Source organism: Marinobacter sp. (genome assembly GCF_039977835.1).
Lineage (GTDB): Bacteria > Pseudomonadota > Gammaproteobacteria > Pseudomonadales > Oleiphilaceae > Marinobacter.
The window spans coordinates 127,125-139,216 of record NZ_JBDWCL010000040.1 but is presented as its reverse complement, the minus strand read 5'-3'; the positions used below and the strand labels follow the sequence as shown (position 1 = coordinate 139,216).

The window sequence follows — 12,092 nt, the reverse complement described above, 5'->3', positions numbered from 1 at the left end:
CCCACCATGACCAGTCCGTGATCAGAATCTGAGAACTCGCGCAGATCCCGCCCCCGGGAAATTGATTACCATGAGATTGTTCTGTAACGGTGTGTAAAGCACCCATAAAAACAATGCTCTGAAACGGACTTTTCCATGCGCGCCGATTCGTTATCCCGTTTTCCACTCCGGGCTGTCTGCCTGACCCTGCTGTCACTGCTTGTTGTCGTCACCGCCGGCTGTAAGACTGAGCGCGATGCGGACGACCCGGTCATTCTTGGCGTACCGCCGGTTGATGCCTACCTGGGTGTGGAGTATGCCTACAATTTTGGTGCTTTCGATAGCGACGATATCCTCGATTATTCCCTGACCAATGCACCCTCCTGGCTGGCCCTGGAAGATACCAGCAACAAGGCCCGGCAAGGAGTGATCATGCGTGGGGTTCCGGGGCTGACGGGTGGAAGTCGCGGGCGTGACGACCTTGGAACCACAGAGAACATCAATCTCGTTGCCAACGACGGCAGCGCCTCGGGGTCACAGTCGTTTGAAATCGAGGTACAGGAAAATGTACTCAGTCTGTCGTTGGAGGACTTTACCGAAGGTGAGCCAGCGGACGTTCCGGAGGAAAAAGATAACCGCTGCGATGCGCCGGAACTGGGTGAGATCGGCCGTCATACCTACGAAGCCAATACCTATGCCGATGATGGATCTGTATCCGGAACGGAAACGCGAACCAGGGATACCTATCCGGTACTGGTGCGTGTGCTGTTGGACCAGCCCTCGGTTACTCGCGTGGCGGTGGCTTTTGAGCTGGACAGCAGCTTCAACCCCCAGCGCTGTGACGATGGCTTCGAGGCGCCTCACCAACGCTGCGAGAATGGGGCCGCGAACGATAATGAAGCTATTATCGGTAAAGATATTGTCGGCCTGGGCAGCGGTAGTGAAGGGTCGCTGCCTGTGCCTTCGTATCTTGAGTACCAACCCGGGGAGGAAGGCTTTCTGTCCAGGGGGGTCCTCACCCTGGAGCCGGGAATCACCGAATGCTACATACGGCTTGAGGTGATCGAAGACAGGGAGGCCGAGCCTCTTGAAACCCTGAACATGAGATTGACTGAAGTGCGTTCAGGGCTGGCCGGGCTGGGCAGCTCAAATACCGGCGTCAGGGAACTGCTGCGCATCAAGGACAATGAGCCCTCTGTGCGCCTTGAAACCGTGGCCGGGGGTACCCGCGATGCGATTAACGTCGGTCAGACCCGTGAATACCGGGCGCTGCTCAGTGGCGAACGCGTAGGGACCTACAGTGTAAAACTGGGCGAGGACGATGACTCGGAAGCGGTCCATGGCGAAGACTTCTTTATCGAGGTTCGCAACACCGACGGCGAGTGGGAGGACAATGACGTTCTGGCGTTCAGAGAGGGCACTGAAGAAGTCGGCTTCCGTATCAGGGTGCCGGATACCTACAGCAATGGCCAGCTCGAGAATGACCGTTTTATACTGCTTGGCCTTGACGAGCGCTACCAGACAGGGCGGGAAAGATTTGCGGCGGCTGCTGACGCTGACAAACTGCGTGTCAATATAAATGAGCTCACCTCGCCGCTTGCCGTCGGTATGGAGAATGGTTTCGTGCCCACAGACATTGCCGTCGGCCACAGCGGACGGCTTTTCGTGGTGGGTTACCGTGCTGATGACAGTAACCGGCCCGGGGTTCGGATTTTCAGCCAGAAAGGTGATATGACGGAACAACAGCTATCCGTTGCCTCGGTGTCGATGAACGCTCCTCCGGTTATTGGCTTCGCGGAACGTGAGGTGGAGGAAGGGGGCGATGATGTCACCCGTTACGAATTCGTGGTGTCGTTCGGCAGTGAGCAGACCGCCACGGGTGACCCGAGCGGTAATGGTGTCGACGTTCATACCCTGCTGTACTTTTTTGATACGGCGCAGGACCCGGACAGTTATGTGCAGGTTTGGGAAACGGTTACCGGCACCGCCGGTGATGATCTCCCTCGCTGGACAGGTATCGACCCGGATACCGGTTTCGTGGTCAATGCCGGCGAAACCAGCGGCCAGTGGCCGAACGAGGCATTAGCCGGTCACTTCGACAGTTTTCTTCAACGCGTTGATACGGAAAAGGATGGCGATTCATTAACACCAAAAGTAGCCTGGACCAGGCAGGTGGGTTCGGCTGCATATGATGAATCCGTTGTTGGCGGCAGCGCCGAAACAAGCAGTCCGCTGCTGATAGGAAGCTCGACCGGCGCGGTCATGGGCCAGCCCCAGAAAGGTGGTGAGGACGCTTTCTTTTACATTGCCAGCAGCAAGGATAGTGATATCACTGTGAATCAGCGTGGTACTGAAGGCAACGAAATTCTTTCCGACGGTATCTACGGCACCAATAACGTGTGGCTGTTGGGCAACAGTGATGGTGAATACCGGGTGGAATCGGACGACGGTGACCGCTCACTTGAGCGCAATCAGCTAAACAACCAGGCTGGATTTCTCCTGTCCTACACGGTTCTCGGGGAGGTTACCCGCAGTTTTACTTTCAACGATCTGGATAACAGCGCTACCGAAGTGCTGAACGCCGTCACAACCTACGATGGGGACATCGTGGTGGCGGGGAGCACCAATGGTAACTTCGCCGCTAGTGAAGGCAACAGCCTCGTTCAGCCGATCCTCGCCCGGGTTTCCCTCAGTGAAGAAACCAGTAATGAAGAAGAGAATGGGGATGACGCGGAGGCCAGCCGTGAGTGGCGAAAGCAGTTCGCGGTCGGGGCAGAAGACGCTGAAATAATCCGTCTTGCAAACTACCGGGACGATGAAATTGTGGCGCTGGTAAAGGTATCCGGTGCCACGTCAGAGCATTGGGAAGTACGACTGTATACCGGCGAAGGGCGTTCGCTGCACTGACGGGGGCTTCGGGCTAAACGTTGCCTTCATGCCTGCTTGCACTGGCATAAAGCCGGAGATAATCGGTGCTGGTTACAATCCCGGTGGGATGACCGTTTTCGTCGATAACCAATGCGGCATTGAGCTGGTGGGCCAGCATCAGCCTTGCCAGCTGATGAGCGTCGGTTTCCGGTGAAGCTGTCAAAAATGCCGGCAACTCGATATTCACGAAACCGGAATCCGCAGGAGTTGCGCCGGATCGGTGTAACCAGGACAGTAACCACCTCAGGTCTACAAGCCCAGCGACATTGTCATCGGCTGTAATCACGATGTGGTGTATACCGTTTGCTTCCATCGTATCCAGCGCCTCGGCTACGGAGGCCTCCGCTGACAACGCAAACAGTGCCGGGGTGCAAATCTGGGAAACCGGCAGATAGGCTCGCCGCTCCTTGGGTTCCCCGGCGGCCACCGCGCCATATTCCTCGAGCGCCCGATGGCGACCGGACCTGGCGGCCAGTTGAAACTCGGCGTCAGTGGCATCGCTGTGGCTGACGTCGATATTATGGGACTCCGTCAGTTCTGTGACGTCACCCACACGGCGGCCCCGGAATACTTCCGGAAGGCGGGTACCGACCGGGCGGCCGGGTTCACTGACATGAATGGACATAATGGTTTGCTCCGGTAATAACAGGGCCTTGTCAGGTTATCGGCCGGATATTGGATTCCTTCAGGCGTCAATAGTTTCCGACTGCAATACTTCCGGCTGATGGCAGCGCTGAGTTGCCACCCGCCTGGCAAGGGAGGCTGGCAGGCAGTGTGGCTGGTTGGTGATGCGGTCGGCCAGGTATTCGGCCAGTAATGGAGCATAGGTCAGCCCCTTGCTGCCCAGCCCGGTAAACAGGTCGATACCCTCAAGAATGCGGCCTGCCGCATCCGTCAAAGCGCCCGCCACTGGCTGGTAATCGTGAGTTGTACATCGAAACCCCACTTTTCCGTCCAGCAGGGCAGGGTCTATCGTTTCTGCCGGGCCTCTGAGCGCGGCCGGCACCATGGATGTCAACATCGAGAGATTCTCACGGTGACTTTCAGCAGAAAGGGCTGGTGAGTGATCGTGCAGATCGAAGCTTGCACCCGTCAGCGCGACGCCCTTGTGAGCCGGATTGATATAACCGGGGCCGCAGAGAACAACGGACGGATTGTTCAGGGATGATTCCGGTATATGGGACACTTGTCCGCGAATGGTCCGGAAGCGGAATTTGTTGCGCAGCGGTATAAGGCTCGGACTGAGATGGCCTCCACAGATGACCACACGGTCTGCAATCACATCCTGCTCACCGTTGCCGGCAACGTGCCACTTGCCATTGCAGGGCGTTAGCCGGTGAACATCGAAGCCGAAGCAGCGGTGTATCCGCGGGTGGCTAACCAGCGAGCGGCAGAGCAAGCCGGGCTCCAGCCAGCCACTGCGGGGAAACCAGAAGCCACCGCTTTGAAGGGGGATGCCAGCCAACCGCGAGGCTTCGGGGGCGTCCACGGCGCGGAGAACGGAGGGCGGATAATCGTTCCGGGCGGTGAACCTTGCCTGTCGATCCGCTTCCACATCACTATAGGCCAGTTGGATGAGGCCGGTTGGATGCCAATAGTCGCCGCCGGATTGAGCGTAATAGCGCTGACTGAAAAGCAGGGAGCTCAGGCCAAGTTTCGCCTGGTCATTGAACTCCACGCCAAGTTTCACATACAGGGCGCCCTGATGGTTGCCGGATGCGGCCGTGCCAGCATCCACCGCCCTGTCGATCAACGTTACGTCCAGGCCGCGGTCCGCCAGGTTGCGGGCTAACAGGCTGCCGGCCACACCTGCGCCAAGAATGGCAATGGAGCGGGGCGCTGCGTTGTCGTAATCGCCGCCCCCTTCCGACGTGAGGGGAAGCTCTCCGCTCAGCATCTCGAGCTTACGTCCGAATCCTGGTGTCTTGCTCATGGTGAATCCGGCGTTTGCCAGCAATCTGCGGACTTCGCCAACAGCGGTAAAGGTCGCCATGGTCGTGCCGGGCCGGCTGTGGCTTCGCAACGCCGTGATCGCTGCATCGCTCCACATACCTGGGTTTTTAGCCGGGGCAAAACCATCCAGGAACCAGGCATCCGCCTGGAACTCCAGTTCGCGCCATGCATCCAGTACGTCGCCGAAGTACAGGGTAAGCCGGACACGTCCCCCCGCCAGAACCAGACGGTGTGTGCCCTGAACCGGGGGCGGGTAGTGTTCGATCAGCTGGGCTGAATATTCTTCCAGCTCGGGCCACAATGACAGGGCCTGACTGAGATCCGAGCGGTCAAGCGGGTAACGCTCGGCGGATACAAAATGCAGGCAGGCATTGTCAGCGGGATTGGACGTCTCCCACGCTTGCCAGGCAGCGAGAAAATTCAGACCGGTGCCGAAACCGGTTTCTGCAATGACAAAAGCGCTGCCCTCCGGAGCCTCGGAAAACCTGTCGGCCAGCCGGTTGTGGCGAATAAACACATGGCGGGCTTCTTCCAGCCCGTTGTCGCGACTGAAATAGACGTCATCAAAACGGGTGGAGCAGGGGACGCCGTCTCGCCACTCGATGGTCGCGGTTTCAATGGATGGAGGGGTGGTTTCCGTTGTCACTGTATGGTCACCGTCTGGTCATTCGGCTGTTACTCTGTGGCGCTGTCAGCCTTTCTCTGGGACACACTGTGGATAACGACGGGCTCTTTCGGTACATCGGTCATACCGCGAGATCGACCGGTTGGCACACCGGCAATAGCGTCTACCACACCCATGCCACCACTGACCTTGCCGAAGACCGTGTAGCCTGGCCCGCGAACTCCAGCATCAAGAAAGTTGTTATCGGTCAGGTTGATAAAGAACTGGGATGTGGCGGAATCGGGGGAGCTGGTGCGGGCCATGGCAATCGTGCCCCTCAGATTTTTAGCCGTGGGTTTGGCTTCGTTGGGCACGGGATCCCGAGTCTGCTTCCGGCTGAGGTCTTCGTCAAATCCGCCCGCCTGAACCATGAAGCCGGGTATGACACGGTGGAAGATCGTGCCCTCGTAGAACCCATTCTGGACATAGGTGAGGAAGTTGTCGACAGTTTTCGGCGCGATGTCCGGGCGTAGTGTTACTTCAATCACCCCTTCGCTGGTTTCAATAATCACCTGTGGTAATTCGTTCTGGCGCTCCTCGGCAGACAGGGAGGAGGCGATGCCCAGTGACAGGGTTACACAGAGAACGATCTGCATCACATAACGAAACGGTTTAACGGGATTTGGCATTCTATAATGGCTCTCGTTGTTAGCTCCGGAGTAGTTTGCTGCCATACTCTGATGACCGCTGCCTGAGGGCGGATATTAACAGATATCCGGGACCAGGTCGGCCAGAATCCATAGGGAGTTTATGAGTATCAAGTAACCTTTTATCACGTCAGCGGCGCTGATGTGTCCAGGCCGGGCCGGGTTGTACGGCACTCAGAGTGAGTTCAGGGAGGCATACCGTGAGAATCCGTCAGGGTTTTGAAGAAAAATCCCGCCTTGGCCGGTTGTTGATCAACCGGGGCTACCTTTCCGAAAGCCAGTTGGAACAGGGTCTGCGTCTGCAGCACGAAACCGGTCAGCGCCTGGGTGAGGTGTTTGTCCAGTCCGGCTGGATTACCGAGCGGGAGCTCCACAGGGTACTGAAGCACCAGTCCCGATACCGCAACGCCGCTGCGCTGGTGACCATGGCCGTGCTGCCATTCCAGCCGTTGGTTAGCTTTGCCGCAGGTAATACGGCAAATGACTCCCGCGATCTTGCCGACGCCGGCCAACTGTACGAACGGTCCGGGTTTGTGCCCATGAATGATAAGGACCTGGCCGGTGTTGCGGGGCAGGGGGATCAGGCACTACTGGATCGGGTTGCCAGAGTGTCAGCGATGGCAGGTGGGAGTGATAATCAGAGCGGTGCCGGGGAGGTTGAGCCCGATGTGATCGAAGGACTGAAACTGACGGCCAATATTTTTGTGCCGGTGCTGAATTTTCTCGAGTCAGATCTGACCATTACCGGTGTGCACTATCGCGACAACGAACCGCGTTATACAGTGCTGGCGAACGGCGGCCTGCGGATGGCATTTCCAGAGCGGATCGAACAGATTCGCATGGACAATATCCGGGTTAGCGGAAGGCAGGGGCCGTCCATGGGAAACATTGCCATCGATAACATCCGTTTCCACCCGGATTCGCAGATGACGGTTTATACCCGCTGATACGGCGGGTGTACCTCAGTGCTCGGAATCAGGCGCTGGCAAGAATGGTGCTGTGGGAAACCGCCTTCTGCTCTCCCTGGGCACCGTACAGCTTCTGATGTCCTGCAACACCACGGAAAATGTCCGTCAGACGGGAAAGGCGTTTCTGGAGGTGGCTGATAACCCGGCCATTGGTGTGGTTCATTTGCTGACAGCTTCGCAGGCGCCTGTCAGCGTCTTCCCAGAGTGTGAGCAGGTCAGGAAGCCCCGCGCTGCGAATGAACCGCGACGGTTCGCCACTTTCCGGACGAAACCCCATGGCCACCAAAAGGCGGATTTTTCGTTTCGCGCTCTCACGAATCTGTTCGAGCAGTCGGTTCTTTTCACCGGTCAGTGATTCAAGCTGGCGGATGTCAGAGCCGGACAGGCAGGTTTTTTCCTGGTTGAGAATGGCCGCCAGCGCGTCCAGCTGACGGATATCCTCGGCAAGAAGTTCTTTCAGTTCATCAATTGCGGCCATGATTTACTCACCCGAAAATGCTTTCATCCATCTCAAGCATTTTCTGGGCCAGTTTCTCGGCATCAATCTTGTAAGAGCCATTTTCCAGGGCAGAGCGGATCTGTTCGATACGATCATCGTCCATTTCCGGGTAATTGCCGAGTTTCTGCTCAAGCTGCTTCAGCTCTTTTGCCTGGCTGCTCAGATTAACATTCTCTCCCCGGGCACCCTGCGCCTGAGCTTTCGCCTGCTCTCCTGCAGAGGGCTGCGCTGTCTGGGTACCGGAAGACTTGTCGGCCGTGGTTCTCTGGGTGTTGACCTGGCCTGGGCCTATTCCATTAAAGTCAACTGACATAACGTTACCTGCTTGGCTGATCGGCCGCGTTGGGCGGCTCCACGAGTTTCATACCTGATTATCGGCATGCCTTTACATTTCTTTAGCAAATTTTTACACGATGGAGATTACAAGTCTTTCATCCGATGCACTGGCGGCAATAATCTGCCGCCAGTGGCCAGAAAATGCCGTGGTGCGGACACCTACATGGGGATTTCCACGCGGCCCGGTGCCGTGACACGGGCGCGGACCGTGCGGGAGGACGAGAGGTTCTCCACCAGAACCTGTTCGCCGATTCCGCCACTGGCCAGCGCTTTGCCGCGGGAGTTTACTGAAAAGTTTCCGCTGCGCGCGCTAATGATAACATGATCTCCCCGTTCGATTGCCGCCGGTGCCAGCAGCAGATCCGGAGTAAATACGGTGCCCGCATTGATCCCGCGCCGCATTTCCATTCCGACAAGCTGATCTTCGCTGGTGATCGCCCCTCTTCTGATGGCGTTCACCACGACCGTGTCCGTGCGCAACGCGCCCGGTGTCAGTCGCTCTCCCCTGCCAAGGGGGCGGGCCGCAACCATGGCATCACCGGTAATATTGACGGAGACCGGGAGGAACATACGCCAGGGCCGCGAACCTTCACAGGAAATCTGTAATGAAGGTTGTGTGGTTTTCCAGGGGTCACCACTGAAGGACACCTCAAGCGGGCTATCACAGGTGGCCAGGGAGAGGCGTGGGTCCAGGCTTCCGCTGTCGTATTCAACGGCAAAACCTTCACCGGACTGTGCTTTGGCAAATGCGGCCAGGAATTCGTCGGCAGCTGTTGTTATCTGCCCGGCGGTCGTGTCAGCCGCCATGCCGATGCCTGTCAGGGTAGACATTAGCAATGCGGTAACGAAAATGGTGATGCGCATACGCTGCAGTTTGTCCTATGCTGTCAATAGTCGGGCAAGGCCCCGTAATTCGGGAAATTCCTAATGATTTCCGAATCCGGCCGTTAAGCCCAGTCAAAGAGTCAATAAACCGGCACATTGTCAGTATCGGCTGGTGTCTGACAGTATTGAAGCAATATGCGTGCCTTGCCGTAAACGTATGCGCGGTGGCAGGTTGGTCCGAGCAGGAGAAGAAACATGGCAGGGGTATTGGACAGCGTTAATCAGCGCACGCAGCTGGTGGGACAAAACCGCCTGGAACTGCTGCTTTTCCGGCTTCGCGGCCAGCAGATGTACGGCATCAACGTGTTCAAGGTCAAGGAAGTGCTTCAGTGCCCGAAGCTGTCCTCCCTGCCGAACAGCCGGCCCATGGTGTGTGGCGTCGCGCACATCCGGGGCGAAACCATACCGATCATTGACCTTGCCATGTCTATACGACTGCCGGCGATTCCCCGGGAAGAATTGGCGCACTGCTTTGTGATCATTACCGAGTACAACCGCAAAACCCAGGGGTTTCTGGTTGGCGGTGTCGATCGCATCGTGAACATGAATTGGGAGGACATACTCCCGCCGCCCAAGGGGGCGGGGAAGGACGGCTACCTTACGGCGGTAACCCGTATTGATGACAGGATTGTCGAGATCATTGATGTCGAAAAAATTCTTTCCGAGGTTTCACCGCTCGAGCAGGACGTGGGCGAGGAGATTCGCACCCGGAGTGCAGAGCGGGCACCGGGCCATCTGCCGGTACTGGTGGTGGATGACTCTTCCGTTGCCAGGCGCCAGATTGAGCGTTGCCTGACGGCCATTGGCATGGAAGTGATTACCAGGAATGACGGCAAGCAGGCGTATGATTACCTGAAGGAGCTGACAGCGGACGGTTTCCGCGCGGCTGACCACCTCTCATTGATTATCTCCGATGTCGAAATGCCGGAAATGGATGGGTACACTCTGGTCACCAGATGCAAGAATGAGCCTGCCATCCGGGATGTGTATATCATGCTGCACACTTCTCTCAGTGGCGTATTCAACAAGGCCATGGTGCAGAAAGTAGGTGCGGACGATTTCATGGCGAAGTTCAGCCCGGATGAGCTGGCTGAAAGAGTCATGGAGATAATCGACCGAGAGCAGTGAACTTGCTGTTGCTTCCGACTCACCCAATACTGAGATCTGATGAAAGCTGAAATAACGCCACAGGAATACGAGGCCTTCAAAACGTTCCTGCAGGATGCGTGTGGCATTTTGCTCGGGGAAAACAAGCAGTACCTGGTCAAAAGTCGCCTCCGCAGAATCATGGAGGAGAACAGGCTCAATACCCTGGGCGACCTTCTGGAGCGGGTGAAGCGTTCTGGTCGCAGTAACCTGAAAGAAGTGGTTATCGATGCAATGACCACCAACGAAACCCTGTGGTTCCGTGACAACCACCCGTTTCGTATCCTGCAGGACAAATTGTTGCCTGAATTCGGCGACCGGAAGGATACCCAGTCCCTGCGTATCTGGTCTGCGGCCTGCTCAACCGGTCAGGAACCTTATTCCGTGGCCATGATCATTGAAGAATTCCGGCGGCAGCGGCCGGGTAAGCTCCGGGACGTAAAAATCACCGCCACAGACATTTCCAAAAGTGTTCTGGAAGTGGCGCGCCGTGGCGAGTACGAGATGATTGCCATTGGCCGTGGGCTCTCGCCCGAGCGACAGAAGCAGTTTTTTACCCCCGCCATGAACGGCAGCTGGCAGATAAGGCCCCAAATCAAGACCATGGTGGAGTTCCGTGAACTGAACCTGCTTGAGCGCTACATGCTGGGCAAGTTCGATCTCGTGATGTGCCGGAACGTACTGATCTACTTTTCGGCGGAGTTGAAAAAGGACATTCTGACCCGTATCCATGCCACCCTCAATCCTGGCGGCTACCTGATACTGGGAGCGTCGGAATCGCTGAACGGGTTGCCTCATCTTTACGAAATGGTGCAGTGCCACCCCGGGATCATTTACAGGAAGAAATAGGTCCGCCCTATGCCCCTCAATGTATGGATACTGGTTGCCGCCCAGGCACTTGCCATGTGCACAGCGCCTTTCATTGTTTTCATCGGAAGTATTCATGGCCGTTTACTGGCCCCGTCACCCGAACTGGCCACTCTGCCGGTCGGGCTTGTGGTTGTGGGCACGGTGCTGGCGATCAAACCTGCTACCTGGCTTATGGAGCGCATTGGGCGCAAGCCGGTGATGTTGCTGGGGGCTCTGGCCGGAACCGTTGCCGGTAGCCTGGGGGCATTGGCTGCCTGGACGGCCAGTTTTCCATTATTGTGTGCGGCAGCCATGGTTGGTGGCACCGGGCTGGCGGTGGTGCACCAGTATCGTTTTGCGGCCATGGAGTCGGTTTCTCCCGACATGGCGGGGACAGCGGCCGCCAGAGTATTACTGGGCGGGCTGGTGGCGGCCTGGCTGGGGCCGGAAATTGCTTTGGCTGGCGGTGGTGCCCAGGCGCAGTACCCCTTCATGGGCGGATGGCTTGCCCTGGGTGCGGTGCAGGTGCTCGCCATGATAGTGCTGGTGGCCGGGTATCGCGCCAGTGGCGAACATGTGAGGGAAGTTGCAGCGGGCGGCGGCCGCGCAATGGTCGCCATACTGAGGCAGCCGGTGATCTGGGCTGCAATCAGTGCTGCTGCCATCGGTTATGCGATCATGAGTTTTATCATGACTGCGACCCCCTTGAGCATGACCGAAGTTGCCGATCACTCGCTTGACGATGCCAAGCGGGTTATCCAGATTCATATCATGGCCATGTATCTCCCGTCACTGGTTAGCGGCTGGCTGATTCGGGTGGTGGGTATTCCACGGATGATGGGGCTGGGATTACTGGCCTATCTCGGATGTGTGTTGCTGGCCTTCAGTGGTATTACTTTCCATCATTACCTGTCTGCTCTGATCCTGCTCGGTATCGGCTGGAATTTCCTGTTTGTGGGTGGCACCACGTTACTGCCGCAGGGATATCAGGATGAAGAGCGCTTCCGGGTTCAGGGCCTGAATGACCTGATAGTGTTCGGGTCCCAGGCAACCGCCGCAATGAGTGCCGGTGCGGTACTGGCAATGGTCCAGTGGACCGGACTGTTGCTGATTGCGGTGCCGTTCCTGGTCCTCCATGGCGTATTGATGGCGGCCTGGTTATTGGGCCGGCCGGCACCGAAGGAACTGGCGGAGTAGCAGAACAGAGTAGCGGGAAAGGATAGCAGGAGAGGCGGCCA

General features: G+C 57.3%; 11 protein-coding genes. 5 read left to right on the top strand and 6 right to left on the bottom strand.

From position 1 onward, the window contains the following. Window positions 1–135 precede the first annotated feature (135 nt). A complete protein-coding gene (locus tag ABJM11_RS11895) occupies window positions 136–2,886 on the top strand; it encodes a hypothetical protein (RefSeq protein ID WP_348293503.1) in 2,751 nt (916 codons plus the stop codon). Window positions 2,887–2,899: 13 nt separating this feature from the next. Here the strand turns inward: ABJM11_RS11895 and ABJM11_RS11890 are convergent, their stop codons facing one another. From ABJM11_RS11890 to ABJM11_RS11880, 3 genes are read right to left on the bottom strand one after another with little or no spacing between them, the layout of a single operon-like run. Then, window positions 2,900–3,532: a CBS domain-containing protein gene (locus tag ABJM11_RS11890; RefSeq protein ID WP_348293502.1), complete on the bottom strand. Its 633-nt coding sequence runs from the start codon at window positions 3,530–3,532 to the stop codon at window positions 2,900–2,902. A 60-nt stretch (window positions 3,533–3,592) separates the two neighbouring features. Further along, window positions 3,593–5,506: a bifunctional tRNA (5-methylaminomethyl-2-thiouridine)(34)-methyltransferase MnmD/FAD-dependent 5-carboxymethylaminomethyl-2-thiouridine(34) oxidoreductase MnmC gene (mnmC, locus tag ABJM11_RS11885; RefSeq protein ID WP_348293501.1), complete on the bottom strand. Its 1,914-nt coding sequence runs from the start codon at window positions 5,504–5,506 to the stop codon at window positions 3,593–3,595. A 29-nt stretch (window positions 5,507–5,535) separates the two neighbouring features. Further along, complete coding sequence (locus tag ABJM11_RS11880; protein WP_348293500.1) at window positions 5,536–6,153, bottom strand: peptidylprolyl isomerase; 618 nt, start codon at window positions 6,151–6,153, stop codon at window positions 5,536–5,538. A 218-nt stretch (window positions 6,154–6,371) separates the two neighbouring features. Between ABJM11_RS11880 and ABJM11_RS11875 the strand changes: the two genes are divergently transcribed. Further along, window positions 6,372–7,118, top strand: coding sequence for a pilus assembly protein PilB (locus ABJM11_RS11875; RefSeq protein WP_348293498.1), 747 nt, complete (start codon window positions 6,372–6,374; stop codon window positions 7,116–7,118). A 28-nt stretch (window positions 7,119–7,146) separates the two neighbouring features. Here ABJM11_RS11875 and ABJM11_RS11870 read toward each other — a convergent pair whose 3' ends face one another. From ABJM11_RS11870 to flgA, 3 genes are all read right to left on the bottom strand, one after another. Next, the gene (locus ABJM11_RS11870) at window positions 7,147–7,617 is read right to left on the bottom strand and encodes a flagellar protein FlgN (RefSeq protein WP_348293496.1); all 471 of its coding nucleotides are present in this window, start codon (window positions 7,615–7,617) and stop codon (window positions 7,147–7,149) included. A gap of 7 nt (window positions 7,618–7,624) precedes the next feature. Next, window positions 7,625–7,951: a flagellar biosynthesis anti-sigma factor FlgM gene (flgM, locus tag ABJM11_RS11865; protein WP_348293495.1), complete on the bottom strand. Its 327-nt coding sequence runs from the start codon at window positions 7,949–7,951 to the stop codon at window positions 7,625–7,627. A gap of 182 nt (window positions 7,952–8,133) precedes the next feature. Continuing rightward, window positions 8,134–8,838, bottom strand: a complete 705-nt coding sequence (flgA, locus tag ABJM11_RS11860) for a flagellar basal body P-ring formation chaperone FlgA (protein WP_348293494.1) — start codon at window positions 8,836–8,838, stop codon at window positions 8,134–8,136. Between the two features lie 216 nt (window positions 8,839–9,054). Between flgA and ABJM11_RS11855 the strand changes: the two genes are divergently transcribed. Genes ABJM11_RS11855 through ABJM11_RS11845 form a run of 3 tightly spaced genes read left to right on the top strand, consistent with a single transcriptional unit; the run spans window position 9,055 to window position 12,051 of the window. Continuing rightward, on the top strand, window positions 9,055–9,987 hold the full coding sequence (locus ABJM11_RS11855; protein ID WP_348293493.1) for a chemotaxis protein CheV: 933 nt from the start codon (window positions 9,055–9,057) through the stop codon (window positions 9,985–9,987). A gap of 39 nt (window positions 9,988–10,026) precedes the next feature. Further along, window positions 10,027–10,854 carry a protein-glutamate O-methyltransferase CheR gene (locus ABJM11_RS11850; RefSeq protein WP_348293492.1) on the top strand — a complete coding sequence of 276 codons (828 nt, stop codon included), beginning with the start codon at window positions 10,027–10,029 and terminating at the stop codon, window positions 10,852–10,854. Between the two features lie 9 nt (window positions 10,855–10,863). Then, the gene (locus ABJM11_RS11845) at window positions 10,864–12,051 is read left to right on the top strand and encodes an MFS transporter (protein ID WP_348293490.1); all 1,188 of its coding nucleotides are present in this window, start codon (window positions 10,864–10,866) and stop codon (window positions 12,049–12,051) included. Window positions 12,052–12,092: the final 41 nt, after the last annotated feature.

Coding starts and splice junctions, on each gene's coding strand:
- ABJM11_RS11895 (WP_348293503.1), top strand. CDS start 136: ATGCGCGCCGATTCGTTATCCCGTTTTCCACTCCGGGCTGTCTGCCTG.
- ABJM11_RS11890 (WP_348293502.1), bottom strand. CDS start 3,532: ATGTCCATTCATGTCAGTGAACCCGGCCGCCCGGTCGGTACCCGCCTT.
- ABJM11_RS11880 (WP_348293500.1), bottom strand. CDS start 6,153: ATGCCAAATCCCGTTAAACCGTTTCGTTATGTGATGCAGATCGTTCTC.
- ABJM11_RS11870 (WP_348293496.1), bottom strand. CDS start 7,617: ATGGCCGCAATTGATGAACTGAAAGAACTTCTTGCCGAGGATATCCGT.
- flgM (WP_348293495.1), bottom strand. CDS start 7,951: ATGTCAGTTGACTTTAATGGAATAGGCCCAGGCCAGGTCAACACCCAG.
- flgA (WP_348293494.1), bottom strand. CDS start 8,838: ATGCGCATCACCATTTTCGTTACCGCATTGCTAATGTCTACCCTGACA.
- ABJM11_RS11855 (WP_348293493.1), top strand. CDS start 9,055: ATGGCAGGGGTATTGGACAGCGTTAATCAGCGCACGCAGCTGGTGGGA.
- ABJM11_RS11850 (WP_348293492.1), top strand. CDS start 10,027: ATGAAAGCTGAAATAACGCCACAGGAATACGAGGCCTTCAAAACGTTC.
- ABJM11_RS11845 (WP_348293490.1), top strand. CDS start 10,864: ATGCCCCTCAATGTATGGATACTGGTTGCCGCCCAGGCACTTGCCATG.